This window comes from Aeromonas sp. MR19 (assembly GCF_963899305.1).
Taxonomy (GTDB): Bacteria; Pseudomonadota; Gammaproteobacteria; order Enterobacterales; family Aeromonadaceae; genus Aeromonas; species Aeromonas bestiarum.
Map to the genome: position 1 here is coordinate 117,542 of NZ_CAWQWZ010000021.1, position 23,525 is coordinate 141,066.

26 protein-coding genes are annotated in these 23,525 nt (G+C 56.4%); 16 read left to right on the forward strand and 10 right to left on the reverse strand.

The window, feature by feature from the left end:
• Positions 1-130 precede the first annotated feature (130 nt).
• On the forward strand, positions 131-310 hold the full coding sequence (gene rmf, locus AACQ95_RS13295) for a ribosome modulation factor (RefSeq protein WP_005315693.1): 180 nt from the start codon (positions 131-133) through the stop codon (positions 308-310).
• 84 nt (positions 311-394) lie between these two features.
• Here the strand turns inward: rmf and fabA are convergent, their stop codons facing one another.
• The 3 genes from fabA to AACQ95_RS13310 all read right to left on the reverse strand — a co-directional run bounded on the left by fabA (position 395) and on the right by AACQ95_RS13310 (position 3,455).
• Positions 395-955 (reverse strand): 3-hydroxyacyl-[acyl-carrier-protein] dehydratase FabA, encoded by a 561-nt coding sequence (gene fabA, locus AACQ95_RS13300; protein WP_042037785.1) that lies wholly within the window; start codon positions 953-955, stop codon positions 395-397.
• Positions 956-1,036: 81 nt separating this feature from the next.
• Positions 1,037-3,013 (reverse strand): Lon protease family protein, encoded by a 1,977-nt coding sequence (locus AACQ95_RS13305; protein ID WP_103470744.1) that lies wholly within the window; start codon positions 3,011-3,013, stop codon positions 1,037-1,039.
• Between the two features lie 49 nt (positions 3,014-3,062).
• Entirely contained in the window at positions 3,063-3,455 is a 393-nt protein-coding gene (locus AACQ95_RS13310; RefSeq protein WP_241278722.1) for a helix-turn-helix domain-containing protein, read from the reverse strand.
• Between the two features lie 124 nt (positions 3,456-3,579).
• Between AACQ95_RS13310 and AACQ95_RS13315 the strand changes: the two genes are divergently transcribed.
• The 8 genes from AACQ95_RS13315 to AACQ95_RS13350 all read left to right on the forward strand — a co-directional run bounded on the left by AACQ95_RS13315 (position 3,580) and on the right by AACQ95_RS13350 (position 9,362).
• Positions 3,580-3,831: a hypothetical protein gene (locus AACQ95_RS13315; RefSeq protein ID WP_241278723.1), complete on the forward strand. Its 252-nt coding sequence runs from the start codon at positions 3,580-3,582 to the stop codon at positions 3,829-3,831.
• The gene (locus AACQ95_RS13320; RefSeq protein ID WP_241278724.1) at positions 3,818-3,979 is read left to right on the forward strand and encodes a hypothetical protein; all 162 of its coding nucleotides are present in this window, start codon (positions 3,818-3,820) and stop codon (positions 3,977-3,979) included. The genes AACQ95_RS13315 and AACQ95_RS13320 overlap by 14 nt, the downstream gene beginning before the upstream one ends.
• Positions 3,976-5,472 carry a replication initiation factor domain-containing protein gene (locus tag AACQ95_RS13325; protein WP_241278725.1) on the forward strand — a complete coding sequence of 499 codons (1,497 nt, stop codon included), beginning with the start codon at positions 3,976-3,978 and terminating at the stop codon, positions 5,470-5,472. The genes AACQ95_RS13320 and AACQ95_RS13325 overlap by 4 nt, the downstream gene beginning before the upstream one ends.
• 32 nt (positions 5,473-5,504) lie before the next feature.
• Complete coding sequence (locus AACQ95_RS13330; protein ID WP_241278726.1) at positions 5,505-5,825, forward strand: hypothetical protein; 321 nt, start codon at positions 5,505-5,507, stop codon at positions 5,823-5,825.
• A gap of 300 nt (positions 5,826-6,125) precedes the next feature.
• The gene (locus tag AACQ95_RS13335; protein ID WP_017408442.1) at positions 6,126-6,341 is read left to right on the forward strand and encodes a hypothetical protein; all 216 of its coding nucleotides are present in this window, start codon (positions 6,126-6,128) and stop codon (positions 6,339-6,341) included.
• Positions 6,342-6,380: 39 nt separating this feature from the next.
• Complete coding sequence (locus AACQ95_RS13340; protein WP_241278727.1) at positions 6,381-7,838, forward strand: hypothetical protein; 1,458 nt, start codon at positions 6,381-6,383, stop codon at positions 7,836-7,838.
• A 3-nt stretch (positions 7,839-7,841) separates the two neighbouring features.
• A complete protein-coding gene (locus tag AACQ95_RS13345) occupies positions 7,842-8,156 on the forward strand; it encodes a DUF2523 family protein (protein WP_241278728.1) in 315 nt (104 codons plus the stop codon).
• A gap of 3 nt (positions 8,157-8,159) precedes the next feature.
• The gene (locus tag AACQ95_RS13350; RefSeq protein ID WP_241278729.1) at positions 8,160-9,362 is read left to right on the forward strand and encodes a zonular occludens toxin family protein; all 1,203 of its coding nucleotides are present in this window, start codon (positions 8,160-8,162) and stop codon (positions 9,360-9,362) included.
• A gap of 244 nt (positions 9,363-9,606) precedes the next feature.
• On the opposite strand, the gene AACQ95_RS13355 is transcribed toward AACQ95_RS13350, so the two are convergent.
• Entirely contained in the window at positions 9,607-10,515 is a 909-nt protein-coding gene (locus AACQ95_RS13355; RefSeq protein ID WP_241278730.1) for a DUF2971 domain-containing protein, read from the reverse strand.
• Positions 10,516-10,907: 392 nt separating this feature from the next.
• Here AACQ95_RS13355 and AACQ95_RS13360 point away from each other — a divergent pair, with 392 nt between their 5' ends.
• On the forward strand, positions 10,908-11,168 hold the full coding sequence (locus AACQ95_RS13360) for a hypothetical protein (protein ID WP_241278731.1): 261 nt from the start codon (positions 10,908-10,910) through the stop codon (positions 11,166-11,168).
• A gap of 38 nt (positions 11,169-11,206) precedes the next feature.
• Here AACQ95_RS13360 and AACQ95_RS13365 read toward each other — a convergent pair whose 3' ends face one another.
• The 3 genes from AACQ95_RS13365 to AACQ95_RS13375 form a co-directional block, all read right to left on the reverse strand.
• Positions 11,207-11,557, reverse strand: a complete 351-nt coding sequence (locus tag AACQ95_RS13365) for a DUF3653 domain-containing protein (protein ID WP_339357900.1) — start codon at positions 11,555-11,557, stop codon at positions 11,207-11,209.
• A gap of 212 nt (positions 11,558-11,769) precedes the next feature.
• On the reverse strand, positions 11,770-13,047 hold the full coding sequence (locus tag AACQ95_RS13370; protein WP_241278733.1) for a tyrosine-type recombinase/integrase: 1,278 nt from the start codon (positions 13,045-13,047) through the stop codon (positions 11,770-11,772).
• A 292-nt stretch (positions 13,048-13,339) separates the two neighbouring features.
• Positions 13,340-13,660 (reverse strand): YebG family protein, encoded by a 321-nt coding sequence (locus AACQ95_RS13375; protein WP_043135339.1) that lies wholly within the window; start codon positions 13,658-13,660, stop codon positions 13,340-13,342.
• A 172-nt stretch (positions 13,661-13,832) separates the two neighbouring features.
• Here AACQ95_RS13375 and AACQ95_RS13380 point away from each other — a divergent pair, with 172 nt between their 5' ends.
• Positions 13,833-14,729 (forward strand): esterase/lipase family protein, encoded by an 897-nt coding sequence (locus tag AACQ95_RS13380; RefSeq protein WP_241278734.1) that lies wholly within the window; start codon positions 13,833-13,835, stop codon positions 14,727-14,729.
• Positions 14,730-14,765: 36 nt separating this feature from the next.
• Here the strand turns inward: AACQ95_RS13380 and AACQ95_RS13385 are convergent, their stop codons facing one another.
• Positions 14,766-16,736, reverse strand: a complete 1,971-nt coding sequence (locus AACQ95_RS13385) for an SDR family oxidoreductase (RefSeq protein WP_241278735.1) — start codon at positions 16,734-16,736, stop codon at positions 14,766-14,768.
• Between the two features lie 247 nt (positions 16,737-16,983).
• On the opposite strand from AACQ95_RS13385, the gene AACQ95_RS13390 reads away from it, so the two are divergent.
• From AACQ95_RS13390 to AACQ95_RS13405, 4 genes are all read left to right on the forward strand, one after another.
• Positions 16,984-17,565 carry a phasin family protein gene (locus tag AACQ95_RS13390; protein ID WP_043555724.1) on the forward strand — a complete coding sequence of 194 codons (582 nt, stop codon included), beginning with the start codon at positions 16,984-16,986 and terminating at the stop codon, positions 17,563-17,565.
• Between the two features lie 93 nt (positions 17,566-17,658).
• Positions 17,659-18,843: a patatin-like phospholipase family protein gene (locus AACQ95_RS13395; protein WP_241278736.1), complete on the forward strand. Its 1,185-nt coding sequence runs from the start codon at positions 17,659-17,661 to the stop codon at positions 18,841-18,843.
• Position 18,844: 1 nt separating this feature from the next.
• A complete protein-coding gene (locus AACQ95_RS13400) occupies positions 18,845-19,483 on the forward strand; it encodes a TetR/AcrR family transcriptional regulator (RefSeq protein ID WP_241278737.1) in 639 nt (212 codons plus the stop codon).
• Between the two features lie 42 nt (positions 19,484-19,525).
• On the forward strand, positions 19,526-20,326 hold the full coding sequence (locus tag AACQ95_RS13405; protein WP_241278738.1) for a hypothetical protein: 801 nt from the start codon (positions 19,526-19,528) through the stop codon (positions 20,324-20,326).
• Between the two features lie 80 nt (positions 20,327-20,406).
• On the opposite strand, the gene AACQ95_RS13410 is transcribed toward AACQ95_RS13405, so the two are convergent.
• Both AACQ95_RS13410 and AACQ95_RS13415 read right to left on the reverse strand, forming a co-directional pair.
• Positions 20,407-21,834, reverse strand: a complete 1,428-nt coding sequence (locus AACQ95_RS13410) for a wax ester/triacylglycerol synthase family O-acyltransferase (RefSeq protein ID WP_241278739.1) — start codon at positions 21,832-21,834, stop codon at positions 20,407-20,409.
• Between the two features lie 301 nt (positions 21,835-22,135).
• On the reverse strand, positions 22,136-22,468 hold the full coding sequence (locus tag AACQ95_RS13415) for a polyhydroxyalkanoic acid system family protein (RefSeq protein ID WP_241278740.1): 333 nt from the start codon (positions 22,466-22,468) through the stop codon (positions 22,136-22,138).
• A 259-nt stretch (positions 22,469-22,727) separates the two neighbouring features.
• On the opposite strand from AACQ95_RS13415, the gene AACQ95_RS13420 reads away from it, so the two are divergent.
• On the forward strand, positions 22,728-23,471 hold the full coding sequence (locus AACQ95_RS13420) for an FFLEELY motif protein (RefSeq protein ID WP_241278741.1): 744 nt from the start codon (positions 22,728-22,730) through the stop codon (positions 23,469-23,471).
• Positions 23,472-23,525 lie beyond the last annotated feature (54 nt).

The window sequence follows — 23,525 nt, forward strand, 5'->3', positions numbered from 1 at the left end:
TCAGTGTCTTGTGTCACAATGACCGGATAGCATGGAATTTTTTGTTTGACCCTGCCCACCCTGTGGGGTAAAGATGAAAGCGACCGATGAAAAATTGGTCGCTTTTTTTGTTCCACGAAGAGGGTCGTAGATGATGAAGAGACAGAAACGGGACCGTCTGGAAAGAGCTCGTGCTCGTGGTTATCAGGCTGGCGTGGTCGGCAAACAGAAAGAAGCGTGTCCGTATCAATGCCTGGATGCCCGAGGGCATTGGCTTGGTGGTTGGCGTGACGCCATGGAAGGGCGGGGCTCAGGCCTCTTCATGAAGTAATAGGTACTTCATCACTCATTACAAAAGGAAAGGGGCCATCGCGGCCCCTTTACGTTATCTCTGTCTTACCACGGGATCAGTCGATCAGAATGCGGTGGTATCTTTGAACAGGCCCACTTTCAGGTCGGTGGCGCTATAGATGGGACGGCCATCCACTTCCACCACGCCATCGGCGATCCCCATGACCAGCTTGCGGTTAATCACGCGCTTGAAGGTGATCTTGTAGGTCACTTTCTTGGCGGTCGGCAGGATCTGGCCGGTGAATTTCACTTCGCCTACACCCAGAGCACGGCCTTTGCCCGGGCCACCCTTCCAGCCGAGGAAGAAGCCGACCAGTTGCCACATGGCATCCAGCCCCAAGCAGCCAGGCATCACGGGATCACCCGGGAAGTGGCAATCGAAGAACCAGAGGTCCGGCGTAATGTCGAGCTCTGCCAGGATCTCGCCCTTGCCATGCTCGCCACCGTTGTCGTTGATCTTGACGATGCGATCCATCATCAACATGTTGGGGGCGGGCAGCTGACTGTTACCCTCACCAAATAATTCGCCACGGCTGCAGGCAAGCAGCTCTTCACGGGTAAACGAGTCTTTGCCTTGTTCACACAGGGAAAGGCGGGCATCAATGGCGGTATTGTCTAGGGTCACGCTGTTTATCCTTCATATGGGTCAAAGCCGGGCCAATTTAGCGTACACTTGTGCGCTAAACAACTCCGATCTCTTCTTTTATTACAAGCTGAACAACCGGCCCAGCAGGCGACGGAGCAAGCCACCCTTGAACGCTGTGCCATTCAGTTCATCCAGGCGCTGTTGAATTCGGCCGAACAGGGTATCCGGCATATCCGGTTCACCCGCCACGCAGCCGGTCAGCAACTCGATAGCCTCTTCCACATGATCCACCGGATGAATGTGGAACTGACCCGCCGCGACGGCGGCAATCACCTCGTCGGAGAGGTTGAGCTGCTGGGCATTGGTGCCTGGCAGCAGTATGCCTTGCTTGCCATTGAGGCCATGGATCTTGCACACCCGGAAGAAGCCTTCAATCTTCTCGTTCACACCACCCACCGCCTGCACATTGCCGAACTGATCGACGGCGCCGGTGACGGCAAAGTGCTGATAGATGGGCTGGCGGGCGAGGGCGGAGAGCAGGGCACACAGGCCGGTGAGGGAGGCGCTGTCACCATCGATCTCGTGGTAGGACTGCTCGAACACCAGATTGGCAGAAAGCGGCGAGGGGTTCTCTGCACCAAATTTGTTGGAGAGATAACCGTGGATGATCATCATCGCCTTGGCGTGGATATGACCAGCCAGCTCGGCCTTGCGCTCGATATCCGCCACGTCGCCATCACCCAGATGCACGGTCGCGGTGAGGCGCACCGGTTCACCGAAATCATAGGGGTGGCCCGAGACCTGGATGACGGAGAGGCCGTTGATCTGGCCAATCTCTTCACCATCGGTCTGCAGCAGGATCTGACCATCGATGACGCCCTGATCGGACTGTTCCACCAGGTAGTTGAGGCGGTAGTCCTGCTCTTCCAGGGCGAGTCGGATATGCTCATCAGTCACGGTTTCGGCTTCCATCTCGCGGGCCAGGCTGTCGGCCATGCGCATGATGGCACCAAGCTGGATCTCGGACAAAGAGAGCCACTCCTGATGATCACACAGGCGGCTGGCGTGACGGCAGATGGCCGCAATGGCGGCAGGGGTGAAGTCCAGCAGAGCCCAGCGTTCACGGATCCAGGCGAGGTATTGCAGGAACTCTGGCAAGTCTTCCTCAATATTGACCTCTGACACCAGATCCGCTCGCAGGAAGATGCGCTCGGACATGTCTCTGTCCAGCATCTGGAACTCGGCCACTTCGAGGCGATCGCCAACCAGGATCAGCTTCAGCCGGATAGGGGTCGCTTCGGGGGTGAAGAAGGGGGTCAGGGTCTTGCCTTCCTGATAGGCGTTCCAGTCCAGCTCGCCTTTCTGGATGGCGTTCTTGAGCTTGAACCAGAGGTGGGGCTGATCCAGCAACTCGTCGAGTTGCAGAATAAGGTAGCCACCGTTGGCCTGGCGCAACAGGCCGGGCTCCAGCAGATGCTGGTTGGCATACACAGAGCCTTGCTCGGTCTGATAATTGATGGAGCCGAACAGGGTATCCCAATTCAGATCCCGGCCATAAATCACGGGCGCTTCCTGCTCTTCATGATGGATCAGCAGGTTGATGAGCACGGGATGCTGGAACTCGAGTCCCTGGGCTACATGGGCCGCCAGATCGGAGAGGAAGTCATCTATCTTGGGATCGTTGTTCTGCTTACGCATGATGCGGGTGACCAGGCGCTCGGCATCCAGATGGTGGCTCATCAGCTTGAGCAGCTCGCCAACCATTTCACAAAATTCGACGCCGCTACCGGGCTGCAGACGCAACCAGATAGGTTTGAACGGGTTGTTCAGGTTTTCTGTGTAACAGAGATCGAACAGGTCACCGTCCTTGCCATTGGAGGCGGCGATCAGTGTCTGACACACACCTTCATAATCTGCACCGGGGAAGCCGTTGAGCAGCATGACCGGGCAGTCGCCATCAAAACTGGCGAGACGCTTGATGCCGGAAATGGCTCTGGGTTGCAAGGCGGCGAAGGGTATGGGTTCGATCTCGCTGAGGGCAGGGAACTGTTCAATCGCAAAAGCGGGTTTTAGTTGTTCTGATGTTAATTCAGCCACTTAAGACATCCGGTCGGAGATAGGATCAATTGTTTCCATTATACACAGTTCAATTAGTGGGAACAGGAAACAAGATGCCATGTTTAACATAATATACATTATGCGCGGTTAGGTCATGCCCGTGACTAGGGGCCAGGAACACCGCTGCCACTAGGGCTACAGCCGTTCCGGCGCCTTTGGTGTACTTCGCCAGGATCTCGTACCAGGACTTTTTCAACTCGGGATCTGTCTCCCTGACGGCGGCCAGACTTAACAGCACTTCATTGGCATCCAGGCCAATTTCCTCGGCAAGTTTTTTCGCAGTCGCATCAGTGAGTTGCGACTTTCCATGCTTGATTGAGGAAATGTAAGAGCTGGTAAATCCCAGGTCTGCGGCAACTTCCTGAAACTGGCTGTACTTTTTGGCCCTCATGTAGGCCTGTATCAGCGTTTTAGAGTCCATTTCTTTGTCTCCTGAGTGGTTAGACAATCGGCCCATCATACCCATTTTGGCGAAAATCGCCTCGTTTCTATTTAGGTACTTACATGATTGAATGCACTTAAGTAACTACTTGAACACATAACTCATGACCCACTCTAGCCCACAAAACCCAGATTTGCCTGCGCTGACTGAGCGCAAGGTCTATTGGCAGGCAGAACCGACCGGCGATCTCTCCGCCTGTGTGGCGGGTCAGGTTGAGATGTTCCGCGACCTGCACGAGATGCGGATCTATCTGTCCATGACCTACCCCGATACGGCCTTTGAGCTGGTCGAGGTGACCGAGGACACATGGAAAGGCTTCTATGACCAGGGAGTGTTTTTCGATGACTGGTCATAGATCCGTGATGCCGATAAATGGGGTTATCGGCGACAAGCTGGATGTGAGCGTCCAGCCCCTGGTTGTCGGCTTCGGTGTGCTCCTGGTGCTCTGCCTGCTGGCGACCCTGGTTGGCTGCGTGGCCACCTCCTGGAATAAGACGCTATGACCGGCCCCAAGACCCTGATCGACTATCTCTCCTTCACCTGGGCGCCGACCGAGTTGCGCCAGATGGTTGAGTTGGCCAAGCAAGGTGCCCTCTTGAAGGCCATCCCCCGCTTCGATACCCAGAACAAGGCCATCCAGGCGGCATTGTCTGCCCCGCCGGTTGAGGGTCTGCGTTACCTGTGGAAGCGGCCGGTGGGGTTTGCTCCCCTCGCCCGCTTCGACAAGGTGACTGAGCGGCTCTATGACAAGGCTGAACGGTTGGGGGTTGCCCCTGCCCTGGCACCTGGGTACGACAAGGACACCGTGCGGTTGAGCCTCAAGGGAGTGGCCAAGTCCCCTGCCCCGGTCTTTACCCCTTCCATGACGCAGATGATGGAGCGGGCCTTGCACGCCAATTACAAATCCCGGGCCGACATGCGCAAAGAGCTCAAAGCCGTTTGCGCTGACCTGCTCAAGTTCTCCGAGTTTGAGGTGGTCGAGGGTGCCAAGTATTGGGAAGCGTATAACGACTTGATCGACAGCTACGGCGTCCAGTTCCTGGATACCCTCTGCTGCGCCGAACTGGAGACATGGCTGGAAGAGCTGAACACCCGCATCGGTGTGCCCATTCCTGAGCCGCGCTTCACTATGCGCCCTCGCCGCTCCGGTCTGCATGGCTATGCCAACTCTGCCGACCTGCTGTGCGATGGGGAGCCCTGTGGCCTGATTGGTTGGGGTGCGGCTAACCACGGCTGCATGGTCAGTTTCTCCGGCGTGGGTTGTGCGGCCCTCGACTTGCCCGCTTTGCACTCTGTTATCTCTCACATTCCATCAGTGCGGATCACCCGCGTGGATTTGGCCCTGGACGATTACAGCGGCGAACACATCAGTTACCAGGGCGCGATTACTGCCGCTGAGGCTGGCGAGTTTCACCCGCAACGTGGCCGCGCGCCTTCCTGGATGAAAATTGAATCCGGTGAGTTCGTGATCGCCGAAATATCCAAGGGCATTGCCAAGCGGTTTGGCATGGCGCCGACCAAGGGTTGCTCCTTTTATGTGGGCAGCCGGATCAACGGTAAATGCGCTCGTATATATGAGAAGGGAAAACAGATGCAATCGGCTGACTGCCCGAACTGGGTACGCGCCGAAGGCGAATTACACAATAAGGATAGAATTATTCCGCTGGATGTCCTGGTAAACCCAGACCCCTATTTTGCGGGTATGTATCCGCAATTTGCCAAATGGCTGGATGCCGTTTGCCAGGAAGAAATAACGCCGGTTCGTGTGACCACCTTTAAGAATAAGTTCAAAACGTCCAGGGACAATGCCGTATTTAATATGTCCAGGATGGCGGGTCGCCTTGTTAATTGGTTAGCAAGCATTGAGGGGCTATCCCCTGAGAAGATTGTTAACCAATTAACAGCGCACCTGGGAGAAGATGATATTCCCGCGCGGTTAAGAATGCCGTTGCCACCTGAAATATTATCAGGGGCACATGATTTGGTATCGACCTAAAAATCAGGTTCTTCAAAGAAAGGGTAAATAATATGTCTCTGCTAACTGGTGTTCTGGTCACTCGCGTGACTCATGGTTATGGTGTTTCCCGTAAATCTGGCGCGCCTGTGCCTTATGACTTCGCCCAAGTGGAATATCTGGCGGTTGCCAATAACGTGAATAAGCCGGAGTGCAATATCACCTCCTGGGGCTATGAGGTTCGCCAGTTGGCCCTGCGCAATGATGCCCCGACCATTAAGGAGCTTGCCGACTGCCCGAAATTGGTGGCGGTGGATCTTGTCCTGGAAGCGGATCCCCAGAATCCGACCCGTAACGTTGTTGTTGGCTTCCAGCCAACTAAAAAGCCGGTATAACCGCCGCGCAACGAGGAGGAGGAGCGAGAGCGCGCAGCGAGCGACGACGAGGGCGCGATAATGCTTTGTTTAAATATTACCCCTGAGGGATATGCCCGCCTTGCTGAGGGGGATTCCTGTCAATACGTGCTCTTGACTGTTCAGGAGCACACCAAATTAACGGATATATCGAGCTGGTTTGAATTCGATACATCCATGGTAACGATGGCCTTTGGTTTCGGATTATTAATCTGGGTCACTGGCCTCAAATTGGGCGCTATTGCCCGTGTCATCGTAAGTGCAAAAAGAGGATAAGCGAGTATGAAAAACTATTTCCGCAATGGCTGTATCGCTGCTGTGTGTTCCCTGTCTACCGGTGCGGCCTTCGCCGAAGGTGGTACAGCCGCTGCTGATGCCGCTGCCAAGGCCCTGGACGCCACCCAGTCGGACGTGACCGCAACCTCTCCCAAGGTGATGCTGGTCGTGGCCACCTGTGTGGGCGTGGGCATCCTGATCAGCCTGATGCGCAAAGCCTAAGCATGTCTTTGCTCATCGGAACGCTGTGGTTTCTGTTCTTTGTTGAAGGCTACAGATCATCGTTTTCGATATGACACAAAGGCGGCTCCGGTCGCCTTTTTTATTGGGGGTACTGTGCGCATCGCTTGGCTTTTATTGTTGTTTCCTTCGCTGGCCTTCGCCATTGGGGGCTGTCCGGTGGGGGTGCAGTTGGGCAACGTCACCATGGCCACGGGCTTGCCGGTCTGCCTGAAGTTTGAAGGCTCTGAGCATGGCGGCTGCCTTGTTGACTGCAAGGGCGTATGCGTTGAGCTGCCCTTAGCCAATACCAAGGGGCCGGTCGAGACGACAGGGACCACCTGTAGCTGGTCTGACTCCAACGGTAGCGGGAACGGGGATGCCGATGGCAGTGGTAACACTCCAGGTGAAGGGGACCATTCTGGCAATGGTGGTTTGCCCAAGGATTGGGATTTCTTTTCGCCAGTTATCGGTGATGCCACTGGCACATCGGTGTCTGGCTCTATCGCCAAGATAAACAAGAACCTGGGGCGCACGCTCGGGGCACTGATGGGGACGGCTGATCGCACTTATAACGCGCTTAATGAAATGCGTGGTCTTGCGCAACGTGAGACGAATGCCTCTGAGCAAGCTGTTAGCGTATTGGGTGAAATTCGCGAATATAATAAAAAAGTCAGCAGCAATACCGAGGGGGCTAATTTATATTTATCTCGCATAGAGCAAGCTCAGGAAGAAGCTAATATTTACTTGAAAAAACTGGCGCAATCATCCGGCGGTACAGGGTCTGGCTCGGGTTCTTCTGGTGGTGACTCAGGGGATGGGGCAAAAATATATGAAGAGCTGAAGCAGTTTCATGCTAATACTTTTGGCCCTGACTTCGCTCATAATAATGAAGGCGGTAACATGTATGCCTTGGTAAATGGCTTGCAATATGAGGTCATTTCTATGAAGGATCGGGTACATACTGCCGCCAGTGACATTAATAACATGTATCAGTATGTGCTGCCTGATTTGCGTAATAACAGTATTGAAATGAACCGCAATGTTAAAGCCATTGCCGAGGCCATTAAAAATGGCGGTATCGGTGGCGGGGATGGTTCGGGTGGCACTGGAAATGGCAATGATGGCCCAGGGATTGATTACGCTCAAATGCCAGGCTCTGCACAAAACCCGCTGCATGTGACCGGCGCTAATTATGAGTCCAAGCTTTGTAAAGGTGGCGCCGAGTGTTTCTTTGATCTAGCGACCATTAATAAGACATTTGATGAAACAAAGAATCAACTCACGGGAACATATAACGGTATTAAAGAGCAAATGGCCGACATATTCCGTTATAGCTTTAGCGGGTCTGCAGCTGTCCCTAAGTGCTTCGATATGTTCTCATTGTTTGGCAAGTCTTATTCAGTGTGCCCGAATGCCGAGGGCTATTGGGAAATGATGGCGGCCATAATGATGTTCATCTTTTATTTTTTGGCGCTGATGATTGTGGCTAAGAGGTGATATATGGAATGGATGAGTGATTTCTTTAATGGGTTTTTCAACGATATATATCAACTGGCGGTGCAGTTTGCGGCGTGGATAACGATTAAGCTGGCGATCCAATGGGTTGAGCTTAAGATATTTCTGCTCACCTTCTCCTGGGACGTTGCCAAGCAGATTCTGATTAACCTGCAATTCAGCGACCTGATATCAGCCTCATTTAATAACCTGCCGTCCCAGGTAAAAGGGATATTGCTGTATTTACAGTTTGATAAGGGGTTGTCGATAGTGACGCAAGCCTTTGTGACTCGCTTTTTGTTGAATATGCTGGGGTGGTGAGCTATGTCAATTAAGATCCATCACGGCGCCCCAGGCTCTTATAAGTCGTCAGGTGCTATTCATACCGATGTGATACCGGCCATCAAGGCGGGTCGCCATATCGTCACCAACGTGCGCGGCTTTACGGCTGAACGGTGTAAAGAGGTATTGGGCAAGGATGTGCCTGACGATTTCCAGGTAACGTATATTGAAACCGAATCCCAGGAAGGACGCGATCACCTCGCCCGCTTTTATCACTGGGCGCCTAAAGGGGTTTTCTTCCTGGTCGATGAGGTGCAAAGAATATTCCCGCCTTCCTGGCGCCAAAGCGATTTAGACCGGCTGAATTATCCAGGTGGGCCGGATGTGGCTAAAGACGATGGCCGACCGGAAACCATAGACGTGGCTTTTGATATGCACCGTCATCATAACTGGGACTTTGTATTTACGACTCCGAACATCAAAAAGGTGCACCAGGTAATCAGGGCCGCAGCCGAAACGGCGATTCGCCATACCAATATGGCGATATTGGGGATTGGTGGTCGATATAAGACGGTGCTTCACCTCTCTGATAACTCCGGTACATCGATGAACGATGTATTGCAAGCCAAGCCATTTAATAAGGTGCCCAAGTATGTTTTCAAGCTTTATGACTCGACTACAACCGGTAAGGTCTCGGATACAATCGCGGGCAGCTCGATACTACGAGACCCTAAAATTCTGTTTATTCTGGCGATTTGGGGACTCTGCGTATTCTTTGGCTTCATCAAGCCTGAGTATATTGATGCTCCTGCTAAGGCCGCTCAGACCGCTTCTGCCGCTGTTCCGGCTGCTGGGGAGGTGGGTGCTTCGCCCTCTGCTGATGTACGTCCTGGTGGCGCTCCTGCTGCGTCTGCTGCTGGTGTCCTTGCTGTAGGGCCGTTTGCTGGGCATCAGCTCATCATCAGCTGTCATGTCCTAGTAAAGGATCAGCGGGGTGAGTATCGGGTCGAGTATTGCTTTTCGCTGCGCAAGGGGAACGATGTGCAGGCCCTCTATAGCGATGATTGGCCGGATGAGCTCGCCAGTGTGGATGCGGTGAGCGGCTGCCATGCGGTAGTGAAGTACCAGGGCCAGCCAGTGGACGTGTATTGCGACCCCGAGGGGGATGTCCTGCGCCGGAAATACAATACAGCCCTCTTTGCTGGCGGCGATACCAAAAAAGCGCCATCGGATGACCGGTCATAGCTATAAAGGTGACCGGGAATAAGAAAACATAACCGCGACACTGCATTTCTTATTTTAAATACAGATGTTTAGGCCCCAAAGAACAGGGGCGGTAGCCCCTACAAGCCGCCCCTTTATGCTGATTTAGCCCCTATCGTCTCGCGGCGGAACACGCTGATATAGCCCCGAGACTGGAACACCCCCTTCCCTGCTAAACCGGCTTTTAAGGCTTTCCAGTTCTGAGCGAGGTAAGCGCCACAGCGCCCTACGGATTTAAAAAATCGGGGTCTACTTCCAGTTCGAATCTATCGAGGCTTACTTTAAATTTAGATATTTTTACATGACTCAACTCGGGATCTGAAAGTATTTGGTCTTTGATTTTATTCGCTATTCTTCTCTTCATTCTACAACCAATATATACACTTTTAATATATTTCTTGTCTATATTTAGGAGGAATGTATATTGTGCGTCATGAGCTATTTTTTTTGCAATCAAATCACCTCGCTCTTTTATCTCGTAATCAAAGTCACTGTTTTCTTCTACATATTTATAAAAGTCATCTGGTGTATATGATGTTCTGTTTGCCGCTCTTAGACTGCGTTTATATCGAAACTTATCGGCTCTTCCGATTGGGACTATTAATCTGTGTTCTTTTTCATATATCCAGTCATTACCTTTGGTTGTTAACTGCTTTTCTAAGATGCTTTTCAGCATTTCATCACTATTTTCTTTGTTAAACTCATAGTTTTGAAAGTCATTTTTATTGGTATCGTAATCAATTTTTCTAGGAAATGATATTATGGGGAGTTTTTTGTATTTTTTGAGTTCCCTTCCCTCTAGCAAAGCGGAATCATACCCTATGCACAGACCTCGATGTTGATCGCCATAATGAGCCCACATTAAAAGATTATGCTGAGTTTCTGACAGTGATACTATGCCGCACATTTTTAAAAGCTCGTTATATCCCTGTTTTAAATCTCCATCACCTATAATGTTTTTAAAGCGTTCGAATGCTTCATCATCTTTGTTTTCTTCTTCAAATAATGACAGTAGCTCATTTGCGAGCGTTATCTCAAATGGATCATTTAGGTTATTTGCAGATGCTAGTTTTAATGTTGGGTTTGAAAAATATTCTGAGCTAAGTCCACCGTAATACTTATAAAGTGTTCTCACGTTAATGCCTCGATGCTGATGGGGGACCCCCCCCGTATAGTAATACGGGGGGAATTCTACCTCATCCCCTACCCTCTCGGAACCCTTCCAGCCTCGATGGTGGGGCCATACGGCCAACCTCTCGGCTCAGGCCCACTCGGGCGAGTTTTAGCGCGGGGGGCGCAGCCTCCAGCTTTTGCGGCGCTACGCGCCGACATATGTCTTTTCTATCAACCCAACAAATTTTGATTTACGTATCCATTAGAAGGATTGAGTTTGTCTCATCACCTTTTTTGTTCACAAAGTGAACACACCCCAAAATAACTAAGTTGGATAGGTCTTAATGAGACTGTTTTTTGTAAGGAAATCATAGATAATCACTGTCGGGAATAAACCCACAACTGGAGATTCTGATGTCGTACATAGAGATTGTACCATCGAACGGATGGTATTCTCGCGAGTCCGAGCTTGGTAAAAAGGCCACTATTGTCCCTGTTACTGCTTTCGGTGTTAGCCGTGACGGCTCGCAGCAGGCTCTAATTGAGGCCTCGCCGGGCAAGCTTGTTCCGGTTAAAGGGAACCTCGTTTGCTATGCAGACCTGTCTCGCGAGGAACAAGAGAGCCTTAAACCCAACGATTTCATGACGGATATCTTGCGTAAAAAAGGCTTCTGAACAGATGGTCGTGTCAGAGGGGGCCTTGCCCCCTCTTTTTATTTCTTCCCCAGTTTTTTCCTCCAGTAGAATGCAGCCATCTGTCGCTCTGATCTCTCCACTTGGATGATGGCTATGGCCTCCAGCCTTCGCCTGTCATAGGTGACTCCTGTTGGGGAGACAAGGCAATCATTCTTCATCCGCCAGCCTTCCCATTCCTTCCAGATAGTGGGCAACTCCCTACCCGAAGCCATTCGCATAAGCCGTTTATAGACAGGTGGGATATTTGTACCCTTATCCCAGTATGTGACCTGCCTCACAGAAACGAAACATAGATTTGCCACCTCTTCAACGGAAAAGCCGCATTCAAACCAGCGAAATATGAAGTTTTTGGTCAACTCTCGTTCCATCCAAGTAAATACCTGATAAACCAGCAAAATTGCGTGGGCTGGCTTATCGGCCGGTTTCGGATGGGCATTTAACAAAACGCGGCATTATGCGCGATCGTGGTTTATTGGGCTGAGCGAGGTGCCAGGTCCGGGTTTATCAGGCCAGAGATTCTCGCTATTGGGTTGGCCATTGAGCGTGTCATCTTGATTGTTATCTCTCACTCATTGCCCGTTCATTCGTGTAACCGGTCCAGCGGTTTGTGGTTGGCACTTTCATGGCGTTCGCTGTTGCCTGTGTGCAGATACTTTGAGGTGGTGTCTATGCTGTCATGGCCCGCATCGGCCTGCACATGGGATAGCGGCCGCCCGTTGAGATTGATGTCGTGAGTAATGCCGGTGTGGCGAATGGAATGCGGGGTCAGGTTGCGCATCTCGGCGGCGTCCTGGGCAAAACCGTCTTGTTCAGCCAGGTTCGCTGCGGTCTGGATGACCGTCATGACCAGCTCGCGCAGTTGGCGGATCCCGAGATTGGCATTGAGTTCGCCTTGTTCCCGGCCGTGTGCGGCAGCCTTGTGGCGTACAAAGAGCGGCGTCTGTTCATTGGGTGCCGGCAATGGCGACAATCCCAGAAAGATGCGATAGCGTTCGAGGGCCTCCAGCAAGGCATGGGATACCGCCACTGTGCGCCGCTTGCCACCCTTGCTGCGTGGAATGTAATACCCCCAGACGCCGGTTTTTCCATCGCGGCGAAACTGGCCCATGACGGGTGTGAAACCGGGTCTGGCTGCCACCTCGGAGATGCGCAGATAACAGGCGTACATCAGGCTTATCAGGAAGCGACTGCGCTCGTGCTGATCTTGTGATTCGGTTGCCAGCCGGTCGGCGGCCTGCATCACGTAGGACCATTGCAACTCGCTGAAGGCCTGGCCCTGATCATCAGGCTCCTGCTGGACCGGTCGCTTGACTCGCTGCAGCAGCAGAGCGGGATTTCTGTCCATGTACTCTTCCTGGATCAGAAACTGGAAGAAGGCCGACAGGATGGCGAGCTTGGTCTTCATTGCCTGCTCGCTCAGACGGTATGGCAGCTCGCGGCCCAGTTCCCGTTTGCCGAGAAAGGGTCGCCACAAGGGATTGGGCAGCCGCTCTCCCCACTCCTTGTCGAGGATGAACTGTGCCACGTTGCGGTAGGCAATCAGCGGCTCTGGCGGCGCCTGGCAGTAGTCGAGGTAGCGCATCATGATGCGCCGGGTCAGATCTTTCGGGCTGATGGCCAGCTCGCTGAAACACCAGTGCAGAAACGTCGTCAACTCGCTGCGGTAGGTCTTGTAGTTGTTCTCGTTGTGGCGCTGCTCCTGCAGCCAGTCGACCGCCAGTTCGTAGACGAGACCCGCATCGGGCACGTCATTCAGGCTGAGGTTGGCCAGATACTGATTGACCTGGGGATTGCCCGCCTCCAGGTGAGCCAGGCCATCAAACAGCGGCATGGCGGGCGGAAGTAACATAGAGGTCATGGTGGTGCTTGCTTGGTTCATGGAATGGTGGCCGACAGCCTCGCTCAAAAGCTGATGCCGATAAATGGGGTTATCGGCATCACTGTGTGACTGATAATCCGGGCGTGTGTGAGATTGAATCGTCCGTTGCAACCTGCGTGCACAACATGCTGTTATTATTCAATGGATATGCACGCTGGTTGGAAAATTATCGGGGTAAATAGCCGTAAAAATGATTTTTAATGCTCAATATGTGAATGGTTGGCGAAGGCGCCATGAGGATAATGTCAACTTGGCGCCTCTCCCCCGTCCCTCAGGCCACGCTCTTGAGGGATTTCCCCTTGGGCTTGTCGGCATCGCTCTTCTCTGCCGTCTTTTGGGGCTCCTCTTTGGGGCTCCCCTGCCCCTTGCCACCGCGCAGCACGTTTTGCAGTACATCACGCTGTTCGGCCAGGTAGAAGGCCAGGCTCTCCTGCTGTTCGGGTTCGAGGGCGACAGGTGCCCCCGCCAGCAGGGTCATCAACTCATCGGCGGTATCCAGCAGCTTGTCATAGGCATCCGCCTCTTTCTTGCTGGCAAAGGTCATCTTCTCCACTCCCCCACGCACGACAACATATTTGATCTCAACGGCCATAGTGGCGTCCTCCTCATGATAGTGACCACAAGTATATGTACGGATATACAGTATTGCAAATAACCCTGTCCAACGGGCGTTTATCATGGTGGTCTGGCCGATTACGCGGCCGTTATCACATTGATGAAAGGGTCATTTGACATCCGCTTTACGCAAGTCGGATGATGGGCTCATGACGATCACAAGACAACTGCTCATACTGCTGCTGGTTGAAGTGACGCTCCTCGGGGGCATCGCTCATCTGGTCATTGGTCTCTCTCCCCTGCTCTCCCTGCTGTTTGTGGTGCTGGCGCTGCTGGGGCTGCGCTGCCTGGTGGTATTGCTGACCTGGGGGTTCTCCCGTTTCTACCCTGTCCCCGCCATCGGTCTGCGTGCCTGGCTGCACATGGTGATCTGGGAGATGTTCGCCTACCTGCTCACCTTCACCTGGCTGCTGCCGTTTGAGCGGCTGCTGATGGCGCCGGACAGGCTCACTCCTTCTCCCCTGCCCCTGCTGCTGGTACACGGTTATGGCTGCAGTCGCGGGATCTGGCGGCTGCAGCGCGCCCGCCTGGAAGCCGCCGGCCACGTGGTTGCCACCGTGACCCTGACTCCCCCCTTCGGTCATCTCGATGACATGGTCCCCCTGCTGGCCAGGCGCATCGACGAGGTGCTGGCCGCCACCGGCGCCGCTCAGCTGGTGCTGATCGGCCACAGCATGGGCGGGCTGGTGTGCCGTGACTACCTGGCCCTGGCCGGTGGTGGCAAGGTGGCGCAACTCATCACCCTGGCGACCCCTCATCAGGGCAGCCAGCTGGCTGCCCTTGGCCTGGGAGACAACGCGCGGGAGATGGAACCGGGCTCCGGCTGGCTGCAACGCTTCGCCGCCGTGCCGCTGTGCGTACCCGGGATTTCGGTGCGCACCAGCCATGACAACTTCGTGTTGCCCCAGTCCCGTCAGCGGATGGAGGGTATGGAGGACATAGAGCTCGCCGCCCTTGGCCACCTCTCCCTCATCTACTCGCGCCGTACCACGGCCCTGCTGTTGACCCTGCTTGCCCGCTCCCTGCCACAAACGAAAAGGGCCTGATTGCTCAGGCCCCGGTTTGTCGAATGCTTCCTCAAATCAGAAGTGAATGCCCTTGATCAGGGTAGATACCGCCATCTGATCCGCAGAGGCCTTGGACTCGCCGCCCTCTTTGGGATCCGAGAAGGTGCGGAAGCTGGTGTTCATGATCACCTGGGCCACCCGTGGCGCCAGGGCATGGATCACCTGACCGAATACCCCGAGCCGGGTGGCCAGCCGTACATGCTTGTTGATGATGGTGTCGCACACCAGATCGGCGGCCTCTTCCGGCGTCATCATGGGCACCTGCTCATACACCTTGGTCGGCGCCACCATGGGGGTTTTCACCAGCGGCATGTTGATGATGGAGAAATTGACCCCCTTGTCGGCAAACTCGGACGCCGCGGTACGCACCCAGGCGTCGAGCGCCGACTTGGAGGCGACGTAGGCGGAGAAGCGCGGCGCATTGGTCAGCACCCCGATGGAGGAGATGTTGATGATGTGGCCCTTCTTCTTCTCAATCATGGTGGGCAGCACCCCCATGATCACCTTGAGGGTGCCGAAGTAGTTGAGCTGCATGGTGCGTTCCAGATCGTGGAAGCGCTCGAAAGAGTCCTCGATGGCGCGGCGGATGGAACGGCCGGCATTGTTGATGAGGATGTCCACCCCGCCATGCTCGGCCACTATCTGCCGGGTGATCGCCTCCCCCTGCACCAGATCCGCCAGATCCCCCTGATAGACCTGCAGGGTCAAGCCTTGCTCGACAAACTCGGCCTGGGTTTCGGCAATCTTGTGTTCGTCCCGGGCAATGGTCAGCACTGTTGCACCCGCCTCGGCCAGCTTTCTTGCGGTGGCCTTGCCGATGCCGGAGGTGGCGCCTGTGATCAGCACCACCTTGCCCTCGACCCGGCCGCGCAGGGTGCGATCGATGAACAGCTCAGGGTCGAGGTGACGTTCCCAGTAATCCCACAGCCGCCAGGCATAGCTGTGCAGCGGGGGCACCTCGATGCCGGTCCCTTTCAACACCCGCTGGGCTTCACGGTTGTCGAAGCGGGTGGGATAGTTGATGAGTCGGAAGATGTCCTTGGGCAGGCCGAGATCGGCGATCGCCGCATCGCGAATGCGCCGCACCGGCGTCAGCGCCATCAGCATGGTCATCAGATGGCGGGGAATGAAGCTGAACAGGGCCGCATTGATGCGAATGGCGGGCTCGGGCGCATGGGCTGCGCGGGAGAAGGTGCTCAGCATGTCGCCAACCCGCATCGGATGGGAGTCGGTCAGGTGGAACGCCTTGTTGTCCTCCCCCTCTAGGTGAGCGATGTGATCGATGGCATCCACCACGAAGTTGACCGGCACCAGGTTGATGCGGCCCCCTTCGACCCCGATGGCGGGCATCCAGGGCGGCAGCATGCGGCGCAGCTTCTGGATGGTCTTGAAGAAGTAATAGGGGCCGTCCACCTTGTCCATCTCGCCGGTATTGGCATCCCCCACCACTATCCCGGGTCGGTAGATGCGCCAGGGGATGGTGCTCTCCTGGCGCACTATGCCCTCGGCCTCGTGCTTGGTCTGGAAATAGGGCATGTCGAGGTGTTCGGCCTCATCGAACATGTCTTCCCTGAACAGACCGTCGAACAGGCCGGCCACTGCTATGGAGCTGCAGTGATGGAAGCAGCGGGCGCCGAGTCGCTCGGCCAGTTGCAGTGCCTGACGGGTACCCTCGGCGTTGACCTGCTGCTGAATGCCTGCCTTGGCGTTGAGATCATAGATGGCGGCGAGATGGAGGAAGTGATCGATCCGGCCTATGAGTGGCTCCTGCTCGGCCACACTCACGCCGAGTTGCGGATGGGTCATGTCCCCGACGACCGGAATGGCGCGCTGCGCGTCGACCCCCCAGTAGGCCAGCAGATCGGGTACCCGCTCAAGATGGGCTGCGCGCATCAAGAAATGCACCCGGCTATTTGGGCGCTGCAGCAGTTTTTTAATCAGCCGGCGGCCGATAAAACCGCTGCCCCCCGTGATGAAATAGTCCATGGTATTTATTTCCCTTACTGATTGGGCTGTTAGTTGCTGTTAGATATATCACGCTTCAAATGGAAATATTCATTTGAACGTCATCTTCGTGACCCAGACCAAAATTACCACGACTGCCTGTTCCGTTATTAGGTAGAACCCTCTATTTTTTCTCCATAGACTGAGGATGAAAGCTCAGTAATGCCACAACGAATGTACCAAGGTTGTTGTCATTACCTATATCCCACTCACCAGTAAGGAAACAATCATGGCCAAGAAATTGAAAGCGCTGGCAAGCTCGGTGACCGACAACCAGCTCACCTCGACCATCAAGGAATCCACCCAGCAGATCTGGCTGGCGGGCTTGGGCGCCTACGCCAAGGCGCAAGAGGAAGGGGGCAAGATCTTCGAAGCCCTGGTACAGGAAGGCGAGGCATTGCAGACCCGTACCCGTCAGAGCGCAGACGAGAAGATCGCTGCCATGACCGACAAGACCACGGGTACCTGGGGCCGTCTGGAGCAAGTGTTCGAGGATCGCGTGGCCCGTGCCGTCGCCAGCCTCGGCATCCCGACCCGCAAGGACATCGACAAGCTCTCCAAGCGCATGGCCGAGCTGACCGAGGTGGTGCAACAACTCATCGATGCGCAGGATGAAGAGGACGCGCCGGCCGCGGAGCACAAACCCGCCGCCGCGACTGCCGCCAAGAAACCGGTTGTCAAGAAGGCACCGGTGAAGAAAGCCGCCGCAGCCCCCATCGCCAAGGTGAAGGAAGAGGTTAAGGCACTGGCGACCGAGGTCGAGAGCGTAGTAAAAGAGGTCAAGGAGAAAGGCGAGACAGCCCTCTCCTGACCTGATAAGCAACGCCTGATTGGCCTTGCGTCATAACCCACCGGCCCATGCCCTCTTGCTGGGCCGGTTTTGCTTGAGAAGGGAGGCCATGTCATGAGCACGATTGCGATTGCCCTCGCCGGAGGTGGGCCTCTGGGAGGGATTTACGAGATCGGAGCCTGCGCCGCCCTGGCCGACAGCATCAAGGGGCTGCGTTTCGAGCAGGCCGACATCTACGTGGGGGTCAGCTCGGGGGCCGTGATCGCCTCTGCGCTGGCCAATGGCATCTCCCCCGACAAGCTGGTGCGGATCCTGCTCAGCGACGACAGCGGCGAATTTTTCGATCCCTCCACCCTGCTGCGTCCCGCCTTTGGTGAATACGCGAAGCGGCTCTCCTCCTTGCCGCCACTGGCCTGGGAGTGCCTGGCCGATTACCTCTCCGCCCCCTGGCACAAGAGCCTGCTCGGCTCCTTGCAAGGCTTGTCCAAGGCGATCCCGACCGGCTTGTTCGACAGTCGCGGGGTGGACAGGATCCTGACCCAGTTCTTCTCTCGCCGGGGCCGCAGCAACGATTTTCGTGAACTCAAGAACCGTCTGTTCGTCATCGCCACCGAGCTCGATACCGGCCGCGCGGTCGCCTTTGGCAGCCCGGGGCTGGATCAGGTGCCCATCTCGGCGGCGGTGCAAGCCTCTGCCGCCCTGCCCGGTCTGTTTCCCCCGTCGCTGATCAACGGTCGCTACTACGTGGACGGGGCCCTGATCAAGACGCTGCACGCCTCGGTGGCGCTGCAGGAGGGGGCCGATCTGGTGTTCTGCATCAATCCGCTGGTGCCGTTTGATGCAGGGCTGGCCAGCGAACACCCCGCCAGCCTGGTGGATAGCGGCTTGCCGGTGGTGCTGGCCCAGACCTTTCGCGCCATCATCCACTCACGCATGCACGTGGGCATGGATCGCTACAAGCACCAGTATCCACAGGCCGACGCCTTGCTGTTCGAGCCCTCTCCGGCCGATGGCAAGATGTTCTTCACCAATGTGTTCAGTTACCGGGATCGCCGCCGTCTGTGCGAGCACGCCTTCCAGCATACCCGCCGGGATCTGTGGCAGCGACGGGCCGAGCTTGGCCCCATTCTCGCCAGGCATGGTCTGGAGCTTGATCTGAGTGCACTGGCCGATGAACAGCGCTCCCTGCTGACCCCGGGCACCGGCTCGGTAGCGGCGCTGGATGCCTCACTGACCCAGTTGCAGCACTGGCTGACCCACCGTTATGGCGGCAAGGGTCGTCGCCAACCGAAGGAGTAGCATGGACCGCAAACCCAAGCGGCGGACGCGGGATCGCATCCTGGCCACCGCCCTCGCCCAGTTCAACCTGCTGGGAGAGCCGACCGTCACCACCTCCGCCATCGCGGCCGAGCTGGAGATGAGTCCGGGCAACCTCTATTACCACTTCCATAACAAGGAGGAGATAGTCAACGCCCTGTTCGGCGAGTTCGAACAGGAGATGGCCCATCTGCTCGACACTGTCACCCCCCCGCTGGACGAGACGGAAGACATCTGGTTCTTCTTGCACCTGATGTTCGAGCTCATCTGGAAGTATCGCTTCTTTTACTACGACATCAGCACCCTGATGAGCGGCAACCACAAGGTGGAGCTGCGCTTCTCGGCCCTGCTGAGGCGCAAGGAGCAGACCGCCGCCGCCATCTGCCACAGCCTGTCCGTGCTGGGCAGCGACGCCCAGATCGGCGCCCTGGCGGCCAACATAGCGCTGGTGGGCACTTTCTGGATCTCCTACCAGCGGGCGTTGCACCCGCGTGCGGATGCCGACATAGCCCTCGGGGTGTTTCAGGTGATGCAGCTGGTGGCCCCTCGTCTGCGGCCCAATGCCCGCGCCCATCTGGATGCCATCGCCACCCATTACCAGCCCGCCACGACGGCGGGTTAACAGAACTGTGTTTTTGATTGTGTTTTTAACAGGGAGAATCATATGACCACTTCACAACCCAAATTGTCCGACTTCACCCCCTTCCCCTGGCCGGAGGCGGCTTATGACTATGCCGGGGAGCGCCTTGAGCAGAACTGGGATCGCCTGCACCAGGGGGATGCCGAACCCTGGCCGGAAGATGAGCAGGTACAGGAAGCCTGGCGGGCCTATCACGCCGGTGATTTCGCCCGGGCCGTTGCCCTGGGTCTCGGCGCCGGCGAGGATGGCCTCAACGTGGCGAACAAGGCGCTGGTGATCCACGCCAGCTATCTGCTGGATGACAAGTATGCCAAGCGGGAAGCGTTCGAGCTGGCCGCAAGCAACGCCGAAAAGCTGCAAAAGCGTCAGCCCGACAACGTCAACGCCTGGTATTTTCACGCCCTGGCACTGGGCCGTTACAGCCAGGTGATTTCTGTCTCCAAGGCGTTATCCATCGGCATAGGTGACAAGATCAAGACCAGTCTGGAAAAGGCGCTGGCGCTGGCCCCCGACCATGCGGAAGCCCACATCGCCTTCGGTGCCTGGCACGCCGAGATCATCGACAAGCTGGGGGCCATGATAGGTGGCATCACCTATGGCGCCAAAAAAGAGGAGTCTGATCGCCACTTCAAGGCGGCGCTGGCCATCATCCCCCACTCCGCCATCGCTCGCATGGAGTACGCCAATGCCATGGTGATGATGCATGGCAAGAGCAAGATGGCGGCCGCCGAGGCGCTCTACGGCGAGGCGGCCGAATGCGAGCCGCTGGATGCCATGGAGCGGCTCGACGTGGAAGCCGCCCGTGAGGAGCTGGAGGACGAATAGTCCGGCGGCGCTGCGCAATGAGAGAGGCCAACCCCCGGGTTGGCCTCTCTGTTTCATGTCAGGTGGCATGCCTGAGCGGTTCAGCCGTGAAGCAGTTGATCCAGCATCTCGGGATCGTAGAGCAAGTCCGGCTCCATCAGCACCAGCAACAGCAGCTGTTCGAACTCCACGGCGAAGCGCAGGGCAATGAGATCAGGGTCCGGCACCCGCTTCTTGTCGGTGATGAGGCCGAGCTGCACCTTGTTGTCATAGGAGAGGATGGAGACGCCGACCCCGATGTCACCTGCCTGAGGCACCCAGAACAGCGGCTGGCGCAGGCGGGCACCGGCCAGATAGAGGGTCTGCTGGGGGCCGGGCACATTGGTGATGACCGCGCTGGCCTTGGCCGACAGTATGTCGATGGCCTGTTGCTGCACCGCCCTGGGGGCCATGCCCATCACCTCCAGCAAATTCAGCACCACCGCCGGTTGCAGGGAGGATTTGAGCGCCTGCATCCGATCCCGCACCGCATGGAGCCGCTGCAGCGGGTGTGCTATGTCGATGGGCAGGTCCAGGGCCACCAGCCCGAAGCGGTTGCCTAGCGTCCCCTTGTCGTCGGGTGCGCGCATGTTGACCGGTACCAGCGCGCGGATCTCGACGCCATCGACCTGGTCCCCCTGCGCCAGCAGATAGTGGCGAAACGCCCCTGCGGTGGCGGCGATCAGCAGATCGTTGACCGAACAGCCGAGCACCCGTCCCACCGCCTTCACGTCCGGTAGCGGGATCTGCTCAGACCAGGCCACCCGCTTGGTGCTGCCTGTCTCCCCCTTCAGCCGGGTCTTGGCATCGTCGGAGAGGGTGGCTATGGTGTAGAGCTCGGCGGTCACGTCCCGGCTGGTCTTGAGGTAATCCATCGCCTTGGTGGGATGGGTCAGCACCTCGACGTACTTGGACCAGAGGGTGCCGGTCAGCTTGAGCCCGGCCCGCAGCAGGCGGCTGCCCTGATGATCGTGATCCTCGTCGCTGTCGTCGTTGGCTACCGGCTCGGGTTGCGGTCTGGGGGCCGAGATCGGGCTCTCGTCCATCATGGTCAGCATGGCCCGCACCAGGGAGAAGCCATCCCCCATGGCGTGATGGAAACGCACCACCAGCGCCTGCCCGCCGAGAGAGGTATCCACCAGGTGCATCTCCCACAGGGGGCGCTGGTGGTTGAGCGGGGTGGAGGCAAAATCGGCCACCAGCCGCTCCAGCTCCTCCTTGCCGGCCTTGCCCGGCAGGATCACCCGCTTGAGGTGCAGATCGAGGTCAAAGTCGGGATCGGTGCGCCAGTAGTATTCGCCCCCCTCCAGACAGGCTTTCTGCCCAAAGCGCGGCTGTACCCGTACTGTGTGCAGCAGGCTTTCTCGCAGTCGGGTTTCATCCAGCTGACCGTCAAACATCAGTACACCGACGATCTGCATCAGATTGTTGGGCCTGTCCATCCGCAGCCAGGCGGTATCGACACAGGAGATAAGTTCACAGGGTGACATGGTATTTTCCCTACCGTTTCGCTTATTTGTCCGCGCCCTTCTCATGAAAACCAAATACTCGATGGCGAACAAACAGGTGTCGTATATGTTGGTGCCAATACGCTTCGATTAATTCTTTCTGCCGGAGCAGAACAACACGTAGCGCCGTGAACATTTCATCGCAGAACACATAATCCGCCCGCTCGCATCCTCCCGAAATATGGTTATCCGGAGGATGTGTTTCGTTCGGTTAATATACAGGAACACGAACTCCCTGCTATTTCGGCGACTGTATTGGGTGAATGTTGAATGCCTGCTCGGGTTATCCCTGACTGGGACAAGGCAGACGATGATCGACATATTCGAGGATCTCCTGCTCCAGCACGCTGCGTACCGGCAGCAGCATCAGGCCGAGACGCACCTCCAGCTGCAGGCTGTTGTCGGTCAGGCAGAGAAAGCCATTGACCCCGGCGCCACGAAATATCAGCCGGGTCTCTTCCTCATCTTCCCACTCACAGTCGAGTTCGTACTCTTCGCTCATGTCCTGCGCGATGGCTTCGGCGGCGAGCCGTGCCCCCGCCAACCCCAGGGGATGCTGGCGGTTGACCTTGATGGTCGACAGGCTGCTGCCGACAAGGGGATCGTATAGAAACATGCTAACTCTCTGAGCGGTGACAATATTTATTGATATTAAACATATGAATCAAACAAGTGAAAGCCATTTGCAACATAATTGGGACTCACTTAACAAAGCCGGTTGAGTAAATGCTCCATGCATTTCTCCTCGTTCCCGCTCGCGTTACACTGACAGGCAAAGGCGTACCCGAGTGGCAGTTCCTCTTCCCTGTCAGGGTTCATGCCCTCGTTTTATCTAGCCGCCAGGCCATTCGGTGCAGGTCACCAGAGAGCAGCATATGACCCAAGAAACACACATAGCCGATGACCCAGAAGCTGACGACGAGAGTACCCTGGGGCGGCTCTATCGCCAGCTCAACCGGGTTGCCTCCCTGCGCGAACAGATGCGTACCCATCCGGAAGATCAACAAGACAGGGACAGCTTGCGCCAGTGGCAGGCGGATCGGTTGGGCCGCACCCACGGCGATCTGCTGCAGAGCAAACGCTACGGGCCGGCCGCACAGTTCTTCCTGACCGATCTCTACGGTCCGGGGGATTGCGCCCGCCGCGATGCGGACGTGATGCGGGTCATGCCCACCGCCGAGCGATTGCTGCCGGAGTCCGGCCTCAAGGTGCTGGCGCAGGCTATTGAACTCGATGCCCTCTCCGAGGAGCTCGACTACCTGATGGTGGTGGCGCTGCGCCGCAGGGGTGCCATCCATCGGCTGACGGCAGAGGCGTATGCCCTCGCCTATCGGGAGGTGGGCGAACCCGAACGGCGGGCTCATCAGATAATCCTGGTCACCGAGCTGGGGCTCACCCTGGACAGACTGGCCCGCAAGCCTTTCCTTGGCACCACTCTCAAGCTTATCTCGGGACCGGCCCATCTGGCGGGGCTCGGCGAGCTCTTCTCGTTTGTCGAGCGCGGCTATCGGGTCTGCCATCAGATGGGGCGGGCCAACGAGTTTCTGGAAACCATCGCCAGCCGCGAGACGGCCATCATGGAAGCGCTGCTGGCGGGTGACAGCACAGTGCTGGATTGACCTCGGGCGTCATGCAGGCAGACATGAAAAAGCGGGCCGAATGGCCCGCTTCTC